Source organism: Bradyrhizobium sp. SBR1B (assembly GCF_014198205.1).
Classification (GTDB): domain Bacteria; phylum Pseudomonadota; class Alphaproteobacteria; order Rhizobiales; family Xanthobacteraceae; genus Bradyrhizobium.
Map to the genome: position 1 here is coordinate 898,728 of NZ_JACIHC010000001.1, position 15,283 is coordinate 914,010.

General features: G+C 61.7%; 15 protein-coding genes and 1 pseudogene. 7 read left to right on the forward strand and 9 right to left on the reverse strand.

Annotation, left to right across the window (positions count from 1 at the left end; translation table 11 throughout):
• Nucleotides 1-79 precede the first annotated feature (79 nt).
• Entirely contained in the window at nt 80-1,774 is a 1,695-nt protein-coding gene (gene ilvD, locus GGD61_RS04340) for a dihydroxy-acid dehydratase (RefSeq protein WP_092260859.1), read from the reverse strand.
• Nucleotides 1,775-1,854: 80 nt separating this feature from the next.
• Entirely contained in the window at nt 1,855-2,838 is a 984-nt protein-coding gene (locus GGD61_RS04345; RefSeq protein ID WP_183230289.1) for an ABC transporter substrate-binding protein, read from the reverse strand.
• A 168-nt stretch (nt 2,839-3,006) separates the two neighbouring features.
• Here GGD61_RS04345 and GGD61_RS04350 point away from each other — a divergent pair, with 168 nt between their 5' ends.
• Nucleotides 3,007-3,915: an NAD(P)-dependent oxidoreductase gene (locus GGD61_RS04350; RefSeq protein WP_177237328.1), complete on the forward strand. Its 909-nt coding sequence runs from the start codon at nt 3,007-3,009 to the stop codon at nt 3,913-3,915.
• Nucleotides 3,916-3,940: 25 nt separating this feature from the next.
• Here the strand turns inward: GGD61_RS04350 and GGD61_RS04355 are convergent, their stop codons facing one another.
• The 6 genes and pseudogenes from GGD61_RS04355 to GGD61_RS04380 all read right to left on the reverse strand — a co-directional run.
• Nucleotides 3,941-4,504, reverse strand: coding sequence for a flavin reductase family protein (locus GGD61_RS04355; RefSeq protein WP_092260855.1), 564 nt, complete (start codon nt 4,502-4,504; stop codon nt 3,941-3,943).
• 9 nt (nt 4,505-4,513) lie between these two features.
• Nucleotides 4,514-5,719 carry an acyl-CoA dehydrogenase family protein gene (locus GGD61_RS04360; protein WP_018319226.1) on the reverse strand — a complete coding sequence of 402 codons (1,206 nt, stop codon included), beginning with the start codon at nt 5,717-5,719 and terminating at the stop codon, nt 4,514-4,516.
• A gap of 156 nt (nt 5,720-5,875) precedes the next feature.
• Nucleotides 5,876-7,144 (reverse strand): CaiB/BaiF CoA-transferase family protein, encoded by a 1,269-nt coding sequence (locus GGD61_RS04365; RefSeq protein ID WP_183230343.1) that lies wholly within the window; start codon nt 7,142-7,144, stop codon nt 5,876-5,878.
• Between the two features lie 241 nt (nt 7,145-7,385).
• On the reverse strand, nt 7,386-7,814 hold the full coding sequence (locus GGD61_RS04370; RefSeq protein WP_092260853.1) for a GNAT family N-acetyltransferase: 429 nt from the start codon (nt 7,812-7,814) through the stop codon (nt 7,386-7,388).
• A gap of 61 nt (nt 7,815-7,875) precedes the next feature.
• A complete protein-coding gene (locus GGD61_RS04375; protein ID WP_092260851.1) occupies nt 7,876-8,175 on the reverse strand; it encodes a hypothetical protein in 300 nt (99 codons plus the stop codon).
• Nucleotides 8,172-8,369: pseudogene (locus GGD61_RS04380) on the reverse strand (hypothetical protein); the annotation flags it as partial. The pseudogene GGD61_RS04380 and the gene GGD61_RS04375, both read right to left, overlap by 4 nt.
• 519 nt (nt 8,370-8,888) lie before the next feature.
• Between GGD61_RS04380 and GGD61_RS04385 the strand changes: the two are divergent.
• The 3 genes from GGD61_RS04385 (at nt 8,889) to GGD61_RS04395 (ending at nt 11,286) form a co-directional block, all read left to right on the forward strand.
• A complete protein-coding gene (locus GGD61_RS04385; protein WP_092260849.1) occupies nt 8,889-9,089 on the forward strand; it encodes a hypothetical protein in 201 nt (66 codons plus the stop codon).
• A 72-nt stretch (nt 9,090-9,161) separates the two neighbouring features.
• A complete protein-coding gene (locus tag GGD61_RS04390) occupies nt 9,162-9,506 on the forward strand; it encodes a response regulator (RefSeq protein WP_092260847.1) in 345 nt (114 codons plus the stop codon).
• A 241-nt stretch (nt 9,507-9,747) separates the two neighbouring features.
• Nucleotides 9,748-11,286, forward strand: coding sequence for an FAD-dependent monooxygenase (locus GGD61_RS04395; RefSeq protein ID WP_183230291.1), 1,539 nt, complete (start codon nt 9,748-9,750; stop codon nt 11,284-11,286).
• A 120-nt stretch (nt 11,287-11,406) separates the two neighbouring features.
• On the opposite strand, the gene GGD61_RS04400 is transcribed toward GGD61_RS04395, so the two are convergent.
• Entirely contained in the window at nt 11,407-12,159 is a 753-nt protein-coding gene (locus tag GGD61_RS04400) for a hypothetical protein (RefSeq protein WP_183230293.1), read from the reverse strand.
• A gap of 481 nt (nt 12,160-12,640) precedes the next feature.
• On the opposite strand from GGD61_RS04400, the gene GGD61_RS04405 reads away from it, so the two are divergent.
• From GGD61_RS04405 to GGD61_RS04415, 3 genes are all read left to right on the forward strand, one after another.
• Nucleotides 12,641-12,811 (forward strand): hypothetical protein, encoded by a 171-nt coding sequence (locus GGD61_RS04405; RefSeq protein ID WP_177237327.1) that lies wholly within the window; start codon nt 12,641-12,643, stop codon nt 12,809-12,811.
• Nucleotides 12,812-12,937: 126 nt separating this feature from the next.
• Entirely contained in the window at nt 12,938-13,375 is a 438-nt protein-coding gene (locus GGD61_RS04410; RefSeq protein WP_092260841.1) for a nuclear transport factor 2 family protein, read from the forward strand.
• Between the two features lie 135 nt (nt 13,376-13,510).
• Nucleotides 13,511-13,927, forward strand: coding sequence for a hypothetical protein (locus GGD61_RS04415; RefSeq protein ID WP_244550751.1), 417 nt, complete (start codon nt 13,511-13,513; stop codon nt 13,925-13,927).
• Nucleotides 13,928-15,283: the final 1,356 nt, after the last annotated feature.

Consider the following 15,283-nt stretch of genomic DNA (forward strand, 5'->3'; position numbering starts at 1 on the left):
CTGAACGTTCTCCGCCAGCGGCACGAGCTTAGCAAGAAACCTGCCAGACAGGCGGTCGATTTCGCACCCGTACGGTGCGTCATTCGAACCAAGGCCATTCTGCCGGGCCTTCATGCGTCACGGCTCCGCCCGGCGCTTGCCCAACCAGTCGCGCATACTTTGCGAGCGCGCCCGCACGGTGACGCGGCGGACGTTGCTTCCAATCTCGTCGCCGCGCGGTGAGTTCCTGCTCATCGAGCAGCACATCCATCCGCCGGTTTGCGGCATCGATCCGGATCCTGTCACCGTCGCGAACGAGCGCCAGCGGACCACCAACAAATGCTTCGGGGGCCACGTAGCCGATGCACATGCCGCGGGTCGCGCCGGAGAACCGGCCATCGGTGATCAGCGCCACCTTTTCGCCCATGCCCTGCCCGTAGATCAGCGCAGTGACGCCGAGCATCTCGCGCATGCCGGGGCCGCCGACCGGCCCCTCATTGCGGATCACGAGGACCTCGCCCGCCTTGTAGCTGCGGTCACGAACCGACGCGACGCAGGCTTCCTCGTCCTCGAAAACGCGCGCCACGCCTTCGAAGAATTGACTCTTCAAACCTGCGACCTTGATCACCGCACCGTCGGGACAAAGATTTCCCTTCAGCACCGCCACGCCGCCGTCAGGCATGATCGGCGCGCCCGCCGCGTATACGACTTCTCCATCGGGCGCGTTGGCGGTGCCATATTCTTCGGCAAGTGTCCGGCCGGTGATGGACAGGCATTCGCCATCGATGTGCCCGCTCTGGATCAGCTCACGGATCACGACCGCCGCGCCACCGATGTCGTAGACATCCTTTGCGGTGTATTTGCCCCCGGGGCGCAGATTTCCGATCAGGGGCGTCCTGGAGAAGACCTCGCCCACATCGTCGATCGTGAACGCAATGCCGGCCTCATTGGCGATGGCGGGCAGATGCAGCGCGGCGTTGGTCGAACCACCCGTCGCCGCAACGATCGCCGCGCCGTTCTCGAGGGACTTCCGCGTCACGATGTCGCGAGGCAACGGCCCGCCGCGTTCCAGCATCTCCATGATCAGGCATCCGGCGCGCCGAGATATCTGCGCACGCTCGGCATAGACGCCGGGCACCATCGAGACGTTGGGGATAGTCAGGCCCATCGCCTCCGAGACCATTCCCATGGTGTTGGCGGTGAACTGGCCGGCGCACGCGCCGATCGTCGGCAAGCAGGCACGTTCGATCCGCTCCAGCGTGGCGCCGTCGATCTCACCCGTCATGAAGCTGCCAACGGCCTCATAGGAGTCGAGCACCGTCAACGTGCGCCCGTCCACGCGGCCCGGCAGCGCGCTGCCGCCATAGATGAAGATGGAGGGCACGTTGCAGCGAACCATGCCCATCATCACACCGGGAAGCGTCTTGTCGCATCCGCCGTATCCGATCAGCGCATCGTAGGCCAGACCGTGGACCACGGCCTCGATCGAGTCGGCGATCAGTTCACGCGAAAACAACGAGAACTTCATTCCCTCGTGGTTCATGCTGATGCCGTCAGAAACCGACACGGTCGAGAATTCACGCGGCGTGCCGCCGGCCTCCTCGATGCCCGTCTTGGCCGCGGCCACCTGAAAATCGTGGGTCATGTTGCAGGGCGTCTGCTCGCCCTTCATGCTGACAACGCCCACCATCGGCTTGGCAATCGCAGCGTCGTCGAGCCCCATCGCGCGCATGAATGCGCGGTGCGGGGCCCGGTCGAGACCGTCAGTCGTGACTCGTGATCGCAACTTCTTCATACGTGCATCTTCTTCGTGCCTCGTCCCGGATGACCCGGGACGCCCGCGAGCACCTGGCTCGGATCACCCGCCTGGTGGCCTTACTGCAGCGGCGCGACGATCGTCGGATGCTTGAACTGCGCGACATCCAGCTTCGGCAGCATTCCGGTCTCGGCGTAGATGTCCAGCATCTTCTGGATTGCCGGGAAGTTCGGCGCCGCGCCTGGATCACGGCCGAAATCGTTATCCTTGAGCAGGTAGGTCTCAAGCACCGGGAGCGGCGCCTTCAGCACTTCATTGACGACCTTGAGAGTCTCCTCGCGGTTGGCCAGCGCCTTTTTCATGCCCGAGGTGATGTCACGGACATAGGTCTTGACCAGTTCCGGGTTCTTGTCGACGAAATCGGCACGGCAGGCTTCCAGGATATGCACGATGTTCGGCATGGCCTGGGACAGCGAGAAGAGCTTCCTTGTACCGCCCTTTGCCTCCGCCCGCGCGGCGAACGGCTGGTTCATATTCACCGCATCGACGCGGCCTTGGCGCAGCGCATCCTCGGAGACGGCAAAGCCGACCTCGACCAGCTTGATATCCTTGGCCGGATCGACGCCATTCTGCTTCAGGAGCAGGTTGAACGGGCCTTGCGTACCACCGCCAATCACGGAAATGCCAACCGTCTTGCCCTTGAGGTCGGCAATCGTCTTGATCGGCGAGTCATCCATCACGGCCCAGTAGACCGAGAAGCCGCCGGGCTTCTCGAACACGTGCTGCGCCACGATGTAGGCTTTGAGATTGCCGCCGGCCACGCCATTGGCGAGGGAGAGCGGCGCCTGCGTCGCGCAGTCCAGCGCACCGGCTGCCAGGGCCTGCGTCATAGGCGCGGTGCCCTGGAATTGGGTCCATTCGATATTGTACGTCTTGCCGATATTGGGAAACTCAGCCGGGCGGCGCATCATCCAGTACTTCGATTCCTCGGCCGGGATCGTCCAGCCGACGCGGATCGTCTGCTGCGCCCATGACGGGCTTGCCCCCGCGCTCACGGCCGCTGTCGCCCCCAAAGCCAGGATCCATCTCGAAACGGTTCGCATCGTGCCCACTCCGCTGCTCCGGCGCCGACCGGCGCCACCCAACCCCGACCGGGCTCAAATCTTTCATGGTTCAAACAATCAGGCAAGCCATGCGAGCGCGGCGGTTTTGCCGTCCGATACGCAATGTATGGTAAAGCCACGTCGCGCTGCGACAGAAGGAGACAACCTATGGCTGATGCGAGCAAGCCAAACCCGCAAGGCGTCGAGAGGCTCGGCTATCTCGGCCTTGGCCTGATGGGAACGCCGATGACCCGACGCCTGCTCAAGGCCGGCCATCAGGTCACTGTCTGGAACCGTTCAGAGGGCAAGGTGGCTCCGCTCGCCGAGGCTGGAGCCAGGCGCGCAGTCACGCCTCGTGATCTCCTGACGAACTCCGATATCGCCTTCATGTGCGTGACGGATGCCGCGGCCGTCGAGGAGGTGATCTTCGGGCCTGAGGGGCTGGCGGCAGCGCCCGGCGCAGGCAAGCTTGTCGTCGACTTCTCGTCGATACATCCCGACGCCGCGCGCGATCTGGCAAAGCGATTGAAAGCCGCCAATGGCGCCGGCTGGATCGATGCACCGGTTTCCGGCGGAACGAAGGGCGCCGAGGAAGGTACCCTTGCGATCATGGCCGGCGGAGAAGCAGACGAGATCGAGAGGGCTCGCCCCTACGTGCTGGCCATGGCGCGCAGGTTCACCCACATGGGCCCGACCGGCGCCGGCCAGACCACGAAACTCTGCAATCAGGTGATCGTGGGATGCGCGATGGCCGTGCTGGCAGAAGCCACGCGCCTGGCCGTCAACGCGGGTATTGACGCCAATCGCCTGCCCGAAGCGCTCGCCGGCGGCTTCGCGGACTCGATCCCGCTTCAGCTTTTCGTGCCCAGAATGGTCCAGGGCATTCACTCGCCCCCGCTCGGTCATATTGCCACGATGCTCAAGGATCTCGATACGGTCGCCGACGTCGCGCAGGCAACGTCGACGCCGGTGCCGATGGCCACGCTTGCGGGCCAACTTTTCCGGCTCGCGAAGGCCGCACGCGGCGCGGAAGCGGACGCGCTGGAGATTTACAAGCTTTCAGCGGCAGAGCGCTAAGCTGTCGAGCGCGATCTGAAGCACGTCAAGGCGACGTCTTGCGCTCGTCATCTGCGAGGAATCGGCCGAACGTCCCCCGCGCGAAGAGCAGCGGCTCCTTCGCACCGTAGGTATAGGCCTCGACCGCGCCGAGAAAGATCACGTGGTCGCCGCCATAATAGCGATTCACGGAGCGACATTGAAAGTTGGCGACGCTCTCCGCAAGCACCGGCGCTCCGCCGAGGCCCGGCGTCCAATCCACACCTGTGAACTTGTCGTCCGACGATTTGGCGAATTTTGCCGCAAGCACCTGCTGCGAAGCGCCAAGCACGTTGACGGTGAAATGGCTGGCGTTCTGGAAGATGGTCAGACTAGAGGAATAGACGACCAGGCTCCACAGGACCAGTGGAGGGTTCAGCGAGACGGAGGCAAACGAATTACAAGTCAGTCCGTAGGGCTTGCCATCAGGCGCTGCGGCCGTGATGATCGCCACGCCCGTTGCATAGGTTCCGAGCGCGTTGCGAAAGTCGCGAGGATCGATCGACGAGCTGTCGCTCGCGAACTCGTTGGCGGGATCGGGAGCGCCGGGCTGCTGCGGCAGATCATTCATCGGCCGGCCTCACAGCGTGAGATTTTCGGACGGCAGGCCCAGCGCCACCCGTCCATAGTTGGTCCCGGCCGCATCGAAATTGAATGCGAGATGCGAGTTGATCGCGTGCGCATCGCGGAATTGCCGCTGCAACACGCCGGTCGTGAACAGACCGCGCGCGCCGCTCGCGGCAAACAGCATCGAGACCGCGTCCGTGCACAGGTTCACCGAAAAAGATCCGTCGCGCCGATAACGGGTCTTGGTCGCCATGCCAGGGATGTGACCAAGCCGCGCATCCTCCATGGCATCGAGGCACGCCGACCGCATGATCAGGCGCGCGGCGTCGATCTTCGCCGAGGCTTCCGCGATCTTGATCTGGGTGCTTTGAAAATCGCTCAATTTGGCCCGGTTGTAGGTTGAAATACGATGACGTGCGACCTCCGTATAATCGTCGAGGCACGCTTGCGCATTCCCCAGCGCGACACCGGAGAGGACGTATGGAAACAGCGAGAACACGGGCAGCGTATAAAGCGGATTTGGATTGACCGTGCTTCCCGGCGTCGGGCCGCCTGAGAGGTCGCCGACGGCGACTGTCATATGGTCAGCCACGAAGACATCCCTGACCTCCACGTCGCAGGACCCCGTCCCGCGCAGTCCCGCGACGTTCCAGGTGTCCAGCACGCTGTAATCGCCTTTCGGCAGCAGAAAGATGCGATACTCGATGCCGTCCGCCTCGTCGTCGGAATAGACCACGCTTGCAAGCATGTTCCATTCGCAGGAGGCAACGCCGGAGGAGAATGGCCAGCTGCCGCGCAGCTGATAACCGCCCTCGACTCGCGTGGCGCGTCCGGCGGGAAAAATGAACGAGGATGCGATCAGCGCATCCGGATCACGGCCCCAGACCAGATCCTGCGCCTTTTGCTCGAACATGCCGAGCATCCAGTGGTGGCTCGCCAGATTGGCGAGATTCCACGCTACCGACGCATCCGCCTGTCCGAGCAGCTCAGCGCAGTCGACAAGAGCGACATAGTCGAGCTCAGCACCGCCGATCCGTGCCGGTTGAAGCATCCGGAACAGGCCGGCTTCATGGAGGTCCATCTCGGTTTCCGACGGGAGATGCCGCAGCTCCTCCGTCCGCGCCGCCCGCTCTCGTAGTCTCGGCACGAGGGCCCGGGCCTTCGCGATCATCGCCGCATAGGCGCTTTCGCCGGCTTCCGGCCCGGTGGGCTGACCCATGCTCGGCTTTCGACCAGGCGCCATTCGTGTCCCTCACTTTGGCGTATTTATGCGGCTGGCCCCTTACCAAATCAAGTCAATGCGGCCGGCAGGCATCATGAAGCATCGATTCCGATGCCGCGCGATGCCTGTTGCCAGCGGACTAACGGCTCCGGCTTAAACCGGAGTCGAAGGTTTGCCCGAGCCAAAGACGCCCCTCCGGGTAAACTCCGCGATCCGACGCTCGTCATAACCGAGCATGCTGCGCAAGACGTCCTCGGTATGCTCACCTAACAGAGGGGCCGCAACGGGATCGATCGCGCCGGTCAGGCTCATGGTAATCGGCGGCTCGATGTTGGGCACCCATTCCGCTGTACGGTGCGGAATGCGACTCAAGCGATGGCGCTCGCGAGCCTCTGGCGCATTGAACCCCTCCTCGACCGTCCGGAGATAGCCGACCGGAATATTGGCCAGCTTCATTTTCGCCATCCAGTTCTCGAGCGTATCGCTGGCAAAGACCTCTGCAATGGCTGCCCGCAAAAGCTCCTTGTTCTCAGAACGGGCCTTGCGCGTGGCAAACTGCGGATCGGTGATGAGATCAGGCCGGTTCAGCACCTCGACCACGAGCCGGCGATACAGCCGATCGTTGGCGCACGCCATGTAGAGCGGCCCATCGGAGGCCTCATAGACGCCGACGGTGGGAGACCCGCTCGGCGAATTGCCGAACCGGCCGGGGTTTTCGCCATTGATGAGATACGCCATGCCGTAAAAGCCCGTCATCCCCATCGCAACGTCGAACAAGGCGACTTCGACATGCTGCCCGCGACCGAGCCGGTCCCGCGCCAACAGCGCCATCAGGATGGCGTTACAGGCAGACATCCCCGTTGCCATGTCCACGATGGGCGGCCCGGTACGAACCGCTGGGCCGTCGGCAAATCCGTTGAGCGACATGAAGCCGCTCTCCGCCTGCGTGATGGGATCGAAGCCAGGGCGGGAGGCGAACGGTCCGGAGCGTCCGTAGGCGGAGATCGAGCAATAGACCAGCCGTGGATTGAGCGGAGCGACCGCCTCATAGTCGAGCGCGAACTTCTTCATGACCCCGCTCGAGAAATTCTCCACGACCACATCCGCCTTGCGGATCAGATCCAGCGCGATCTCACGGGCCTCCGGCACGGCAAGGTCGAGCGCAATGCCGCGCTTGTTGCGGTTCAAGCTGAGATAGGCGGCGCTTTCCCCGCCAATTTCGGCGTGCTCGTAGGCGCGCGTGTCGTCGCCGCCGTCGGGATTTTCGATCTTGATGACGTGCGCGCCAAAATCGGCGAGCGTCTGCGCGCAGGCTGGGCCGGCGACGACACGCGTGAAATCGATGACCAGCAGACCGTCGAGCGCACTCGGCCCTTCCGTCGCTCGCGACGAACGTTCCGGCAATTGAGGCTTGGTCGGCATCGATAGCGCTCCCTTACATCGGCTTGTGGTCGCCGAATTTCCTGCAGGAGCAAGCTTAAAGCCCGGCGCCGCCAACTTCGCAAGGGCCTCGCTCGCTTCACCTGAAACGCAAAAACGGCCCGGCAGCGTCAAGCTGCCGGGCCGTTAGATATTTGAGCGTATGGAGGCTGCTCGCATCGTGCGCAGCAATTCTAGTCTGAGACGGTCACGTTCCGCATCACGGGAAAACCACTCCAATTGCTCAGCGCAGCCACTTTCGCCAATAAAGCGTATGCGACCAGGCCCAGGGCGATTCGGGCTCGTACAGCCGATAACCCGCATGGATGAAATTGTTGGCAGATACGGGATTGTCCGTCGTATCGGAGACGATGCTGTCCCATCCCAGACGCCGCCCTCGCGCCTCGATCGCTCGCATCAGCCTGAGTTGAAGTCCCCGCCCCCAATGCTGCTGCAAGACCCCGACCCGGCAAAAATATCCGCTGTTTCGCGCATGTGTCGACGGCACAACGCCGGCGAAGGCCACCGCGTCATCATCATGGTAGGCGAGCCACCACGTACCCGATTCGAACTGCGGCAGGGCCGCCCCACCGAAGAATGTCAGCCGGTGCAGATCGCCGAGAACCTCGGCAGTCTCATCATCGTCGGCATCGACGATACGAATTCTGTACATGGGATACCTATTGACGGGGTAATCGGGAGTGCGCGACCTGCGACTCCGTAGCGGTCGAGGCTCACTTGCCCAGCACGACCTTGACACCAAGCCAGACCGCACCCATCAGACCGGTCGCAATGACTGTGATCACCGCCTTGAAGGTGTAGCTCTGCGCTTGTTCCACGCTCTTCCGCCAGCGCCGCAGGTGCTGGAAGTCAGCTCTGAGCTCTTTCCGGTCATCGTCTTCGATCCCGAACGAGGCCAGGACCGATGCCACCGCCTTCAATACGATGGCATCGACGCTCTCCTGCTGAACTCGGTGCTGCTCGGCCAGTGTCTCCGCGACAATCGCCCGGATCTCCTCGTCTTGAATCTTCACCGCTTGATGATCCTCGCAACATTCTCGAAGCCGCGTTTGGCGAAATAGAAAGAGACGACCAGATTGGCCGTGATTGCCGCAAATCCCGCCAAAGCGTCAGTCGAGCCAAATCCAAGGACCTTGTCCCAGACCAGCAGCTTTGCGAAGTAGAGCGCCACGCAATAGCCCATCAGCTTGTCGGGCTCGTACCCGCGAGCGATATCAGATAGGCAGTCATCATCCCTCCATAAGAAAGAAAAAAGGCGCGGCAGATCGCGCCAGGCGAGGCGCGATCGTTTCGGGCGCGAACCCTATCTCCGTGTCTTCCGGAGACCGCAGCGGCGCGGGCAACTGGCCCCAGCGCCGCGGGCCGGCACGTTCGCGCGTGCACGGCCGGCGATGGTTCGGACGGCGGCGCGCCGATCGGCGCTCCAGGTTTGACGAGTGCGTGGCCGTAATGCGCCGCCGCCGTCCGATCTCGGAAACCGAGATGAAAAAACCCGCAGCGGATGTGCTCCGCGCGGGTGAACCAAACTCGTCTCGATGATGTCACTATGCCGGTGTTTTGCCCGACGTGTCAAAGCCCCGTTGAAATGAAACAGCCCGCTGCAGACATTCTCCGCGCGGGCTGAACCACACTTCTTTCGATGATGCCAATATGCCAGTGTTTTGCCCGACGCGTCAAACGAACTTACCGGCCCGGCGAAAGTTAGCCGATCAGGAGGATCGGTGAGATGACATCTGAGAAGACGTCACCAGAGACATCGCGACAATTGCCCGGAGCCAAGCCGCGCATCGACAAGGAGCGCGAGACGCAGGAGGCGATCATCGAAGACGCAGGCGAGACAAAGGAGAGCGATCGCGATCTCGTGCACGGCGATGGCGGCACCATCGACATTCCCGCCAAACCCGGTGATTTGTCGAAGGACGATTAGGCGGACCGGCGCCCGGGCGGGAACTTATCCGACGAGAGGCGCGTTGAATGCTTCGTCAGAAGGAACGTTCCTGTGAGCCGCACTGTCCTGGTTGTTGACGACGATCCCGCCGTCCTCGACGTGATCGTTGGCATGCTGGAAGATCTCGGCTGCGAGGTGATCAGCGCCCAAAGCGGCCTGGATGCACTCGAACGGCTCGAGCAGAACCAGGACATCTCCATCCTCATCACTGACATCAACATGCCGGGCATGGATGGTCATGAACTGGCCGAGCTGGCCAAGCGCGTCCGCCCGGAGCTGAAGATGCTGCAATTGTCGGGTCGCGAGCCCCGGCGCGGCGGCCTTCCGATGATCAGGAAGCCGTTTTCGTTCGAGGAGCTCGCCGACATCATGCAGCGGACCACCGGCATCAGCTGACCATCCGATGCCGCAAAAGAAAACCCGCCGCAGATTGCTCCGCGCGGGCTGAACCAAACTCTTTCGACGATGCCTTTATGCCGGTGTTTTGCCCGACGTGTCAACGCGGCGAACGCGGAGGAGGAAGTCCCTCCTCCCAACTCGATATGTGGTGCGCAACGGGCTTGCTTCAAGTCCCCGCCTCTGCCGTAGAACCCCCGACCCGGGAAACATCCAGAGCAACCAGCCGAGGGGTCACGACATGCCTGTACTGCTTCCGACGTCCCGTTCACGCCGCCGGCCACAGGGAGCCGACGCGCGGAACCAGATGCCGCCCGACCATGCCGTGGTCATCGCCGGCGGCGGCCCGACCGGGCTGATGCTGGCCGCGGAGCTCTCGCTCGCCGATGTCGACGTTGCCGTCGTCGAGCGCCGTGCCGAACAGGCACTGGTCGAGACGCGCGCCGGCGGACTGCACGCACGCACGATTGAGCTGCTCGATCAGCGCGGCGTCGCCGACCGTTTCCTGCGCGAAGGGCAGCGCGTCCAGCTCGCGGGCTTTGCCTGGACGCGGCTCGACATCAGCGACCTCCCCACAAGGCACGCTTACGGGCTGGCGCTGCGGCAGAACCACATCGAGCGCATCCTGGCGGACTGGGTCGAAGAGCTCGGCGTGCCGATCTATCGCAATGTCGAGCTCACGGGCTTCGCACAGGACGAAACCGGCATCGATGTGACGCTCGCCGGCGGTGAGACGTTGCGGACAGACTATCTCGTCGGCTGCGACGGCGGTCGCAGCCTGGTGCGCAAGGCCGCCGGCATCGATTTCGCCGGCACCTCACCGACGCTCAGCAACCTCATGGCCGAGGTCGAGATGCGGGAGGCGCCGGAATTCGGCCTGCGTCATGATGCGCTCGGCTTTCACGGCCTCAGCAAGACCGAGAGCGGCCGCGTGCTGGTCGTCGTGACGGAAGCAACACTCGCGCGCACCGGCGAGCCCTCCTTGCGCGATCTCAGCGACGCGCTCGTCGCGGTCTACGGCGCCGACTTCGGACTGCAAAATCCCGCCTGGATCTCCCGCTTCACCGATGCGGCACGCCAGGCCGTGACCTATCGCAAAGGACGCGTGCTGCTCGCCGGCGATGCCGCGCATATCCATCACTCCGTCGGCGGGCAAGGCCTCAACCTGGGTGTACAGGACGCCGTCAATCTCGGCTGGAAGCTGGCGCAGGTGGTGAAGGGCGTCTCGCCGGACAGCCTGCTCGACAGCTACCATGCCGAGCGCCATCCCGTCGGCGCGCGCGTGCTGCGCAACACCATGGCGCAGATCGCCCTGCTCCGCCGCGGCGACGACGGCCTCAAGGCCGCGCGCGACACCGTCGCCGAACTGCTAGGCATGGACGAGCCGCGCAAACGTTTTGGCGCGATGATGAGCGGGCTCGACATCCACTATGATCTCGGCGAAGGCCACGCGCTGCTGGGGCGGCGCATGCCGGATCTCGATCTGACGGTCGAAGGGCAAAAGCTAAAGCTGTTCACGCTGCTGCACGGGGCGCGCGGCGTGCTGCTCAATTTCGGCAAGCGAGGCGGCATCGACATCGGCCCCTGGAAGAACCGGATCGATGTCGTCGATGCCCGCACCGATTGCGTATGGGAGCTTCCGGTCATCGGCCAGGTCGCCGCCCCGGGCGCAGTGCTGGTGCGGCCCGACGGGCACGTCGCGGGGGTGGGAGCTGAGAGCCAGCACGGGCTTGAGGAGGCGGTGAGGCGGTGGTTCGGACCGGGTGCGGCGGCGGCGTAGCGCCGTACTCCTGAATTGGGCGCTAGTTCGGCGGCCCCTGATGTCCGCTCATCTCTCCAGACGAGCACAAACAGCGGACATCATCGAAGATCGCCGATGGGCCAGTTGCGGTCACCCTCCTTACTCGCGCGGAACTGCAGCAGCTTGATCGACGAGATTGGTATTGGCCGCAAGTTTATGCGAACGCGCAAAAACGATCCGAGACGTAGCAGGTATCTCGGCTTCGGCTCTACCGTCTTGGCCGATGAGGATCAATCCGGCGCCGCCATTTGCTACATTCAGAATAATCGGGTCCCCGCTCCAGGTCATGATCGGCTCCATTCCGATGATGAGGAACTCGCCTATGGGCTGGTCGAAATATTGGATGCGCAATTGTGGTCCGACCTCTGCCGGTGCGAGTTCAAAGCCGAGTTTTTGAGCACGTGAGTAGAGGTCAGCTAACGTCACACTATCGCTCGTGAACCCGAGTTGCGTCGGGGAGACGAGTGCAAGCTCCATGTCTGTCTTCTGAGAAGCAGTAATAAAGGACGGTCGGGCAAGGATTTCGCCCGCTTGGCTGCCCACACTGCATCGCATGCTGTCCATTGCATCGCGCAGCTTAAGTGAGTCGGCGAACGTGCCTATTGCAATTGTCTTCCATATCGCAAGGTCGCGCTCGGATTTAATAAGCCGTTGAGGCGCTTCGGACGCGCGTGTCTTGAATTTCAGCTGTCTCTCCAAAACATCGCGAGCTGCGCACTGGGCCTGCGCCGTACTGCTTGCGAGCTGAAGGATGCAAACTGAAAGGATTAAAACAACTAAGTAGTGGCACGCTGTGCTTCTGTTGTGACGATTGACTGAAGTGCATTGGGTTATGCTTTTTGGAATAGACATGGCGGAATCACTTTTTCGATCAAGCTGACAGAAAAAGCCCGCCTCCGAGTCAAGGGGAAGAACGGAGGGAAATGACGTCCATGAACATTCCCCGGCCGCTTTTGAAATGCGTCCGGAGGCGGGGCCTATGGCTTCAAGAATTCCAATTTCCAAATTGCAGGCTGCAGTCCGTAAGCCTGATCAAGCCTGCCCATCAGAACTAAGGCACGATGTGAATGAAGCATAGCAATGTGGTTGCATCCGCTCAATATGCCAAAAGTCTGCTACGGATCGTTAGCGCGGCTTGGAAGGTCGGCCGGTTGCTTCCGGTCTACCCCAACGAGTCGACAACTGGGGACGCCGCCCGAACCTCGCCTTCGGTCCAGAAGCGGTGATAAGCGCGGGGATTTCCGGCCCAGGCAGTATGTGCGCCGTCGCTCTCTCCCATTTGTCAACGTGGCTGACGGTAATCGCCCGGAATTGCTGTTGCGCGAACTATTGGATGGAGTCTTCCGGCACCAGCCATGATGAACGTGTCTTCGTAAAACTGGTCGTGGTGGTGAAGTTCGGCGCATGTGTGACCGGCTGCATTAGCGGTGTCATGGCGCGCGATATGGACTTCGAGGTGAACGGCGCCGTTGAAGTTACCATCGCCTGCACCTCTTCCCTATGAACCAATGGCCGGCCGCAGCGCGACCGGCGACGGTGTCGTCATGCTGGCGGGCGCGCAGCCGCGGTAGACGATTGGACTGATGATCTGATCAATCGGAAAAGGAATTATCCAACAGAGGAGTATCCTATGAAGTTGGCTCAAATATCAGCGCTAGTCATTTGTCTGCTCGGCGCGCCGGGAATTTCGTTGGCCGCGGACGCCAAGGGGGACGTGCAGCAGGCTTACGCCGCTTGGGATGCCGCATTCAACAAGCACGACGCGAAAGCCATCGGAGCTTCCTATGTCGCGACGGCAAAATTGATGCCGCCCACACATCAGGTGGCGTCAGGTCCGGCTGAGATCGAGAGTTTCTTTGCCGGTCTCTTCGCGAACGGTGTGACGGGTCACAAGTTGGAGATGATCGACGTCGGCGGAGACGACAAGGTTGTATTCGGCACAGCAAAGTGGAGTGCCACGGGTAAGGACAAGGAGGGCAAGCCATCTCCGTTGGGCGGTTTGGCGATGCACGTATTCGAACGCCAGGCCGACGGCTCGCTGAAATTGAGGCTGCAAACATTCAACTAAAGCGGTCGAAGCTTCATCGGTCCGGTGAGGCGGCAGCCTCACCGGACACCAAGGGCTACTTGTCCCGGTGCGGCGCCTTGAACCTTCGTGCGATTCCGATGACCCACTCACGTGGGCAGGGAAACGGAGGTTTCCATGACCAGTTCCAATGGACGCCAAGTGCATCTTTATCGGTTGATGGTAGCACGCACGGTGGGATTGTGTGCGGTCACATCTTTCAGCATCAACACAGCCCATTCACACGACCTGATGCGACCAGAACTGAACGCTTGGTTCAAAAGTCTCAAGAACAAGGCAGGTGAGCCGTGCTGTGATGGAGGGGACGGCCAATATGCGGAGGCCGAGTGGGATACAGCAAAGAATGGCTATAGAGTCCTTCTGAAAAATCCGCAGCGGCCAAGCGAACGCGGGCAATGGTTTGACGTGCCAAACTCTGTCGTGCTCAACCGGCAGAACCTCAGCGGCAGGGCGATGGTTTGGTGGTGGCCAACCTACGCCGATGGAAGAATGACTCCTTTGTGGCGCTGCTTCATTCCCGGACCGGAGGGATGATCCTCCCCCCTTGGCAAACATAGCATTTTGAAGTCCGCTACGAGTCAGAAGCAGTAATGCTATGGCCGACTAGAAGATTTCGGGAGCATCGAATCTCCGCGTGCTCTGTCGATGTCGTAAGCATCAAACTGGATGGTTTTCCCGAAACCCTTACTTGGGTGGGTGCAAGCCCGGCGAGGTCAACCAATCGCTTAGATGCGCGCCGGTCTCAGCAATCCTGGCTCGCTTAAGCAAGCCCTCACGTTCCTTGCCAGCGGGCAAGCGGCTGGCCCGCTCTTTGAGCTTAATGGCCTGTTCGGCCATTCGTTCTTCAAGGGAGCGGGTCTGCTTCACTCTTTTGCGGCGATCTCCCATGGCGCGGCCCCTCGAAAATTTACCGACCACTCCAAAACTGGAAAAGGTAAGACCGGTTCCCATACCGGGTGAGCCTAGTCCATCGGATATACAAATTGAGAATGACGGTAAGTTCGATATGGGTCAAAAGCTGCCGTGCCGCACCATGTTGCTAGGGTCCGCTGAGGGCCAGAAGCGGACCCTAGCTCAGGCTCAGGGGTAATAGGATCTCGGTCCTGCACGGACTAGATGACGTTCCAACGCGCGGTCGGGCGACGAAGGTGCACGGAGAGGCTTGGTGAACTCGGCGGGAATTTCGATCTCGCAACGATCGGGGCCGTCGCGATAGATGAGCGCTCCTTGCGAAATCCGCAACACGACATTCCAACCGGGCCGTGGTTCATCGGACCATCGATCCAGAGCCGCGATGCTGTCTAGCATTGCTATCCCCTGCAGCGCTTTGATCCCGTTTATGAGCCGAATGGCGACCCGCGTCCTAACTTGTATGGAACCGGCAAGAGCTTCGTCCAAGAAGCTGTGTCTGACATTGCTCGGAGTCGATCGACCATTCGCTGAAATTCGATCGTGCGGTTTCGAACGCTGCGGCAAACATTCGGAGGCCATGGCGAAAAAAGCAGATGTCCTGGCAGCCTGTAGCGCATGTTGCCGGAGTTTGTTCGTTGCCTGGGCCACGGGCAGCCCCCGCCCACGTCAGGTGATCGAAGAAGCAACACGCCTTTTGTTTGACGGATGACGGGCCAGAAATTTTTCGCCGGCGAGCGACGAATTGCTTTGTGAAACTGGATCATCGCAAGAGTGACCGGAGCCGCTTGGGCCAACTCCTCGATAGCCGCCACTACGTGCTGAGCATTCTCTCGAGCGTAGTCCTCCGCCAGCCTGCGGTTCAATCCGCGGAGATGGTCGCGATAGGTCCACATTTGCGCATCGTATGTGTCCGCCGCGTGCTGAGGCATAGATCATCCATCTTTTGCATCGCGCAAAGCATCGAATTGTCCGGTTCTT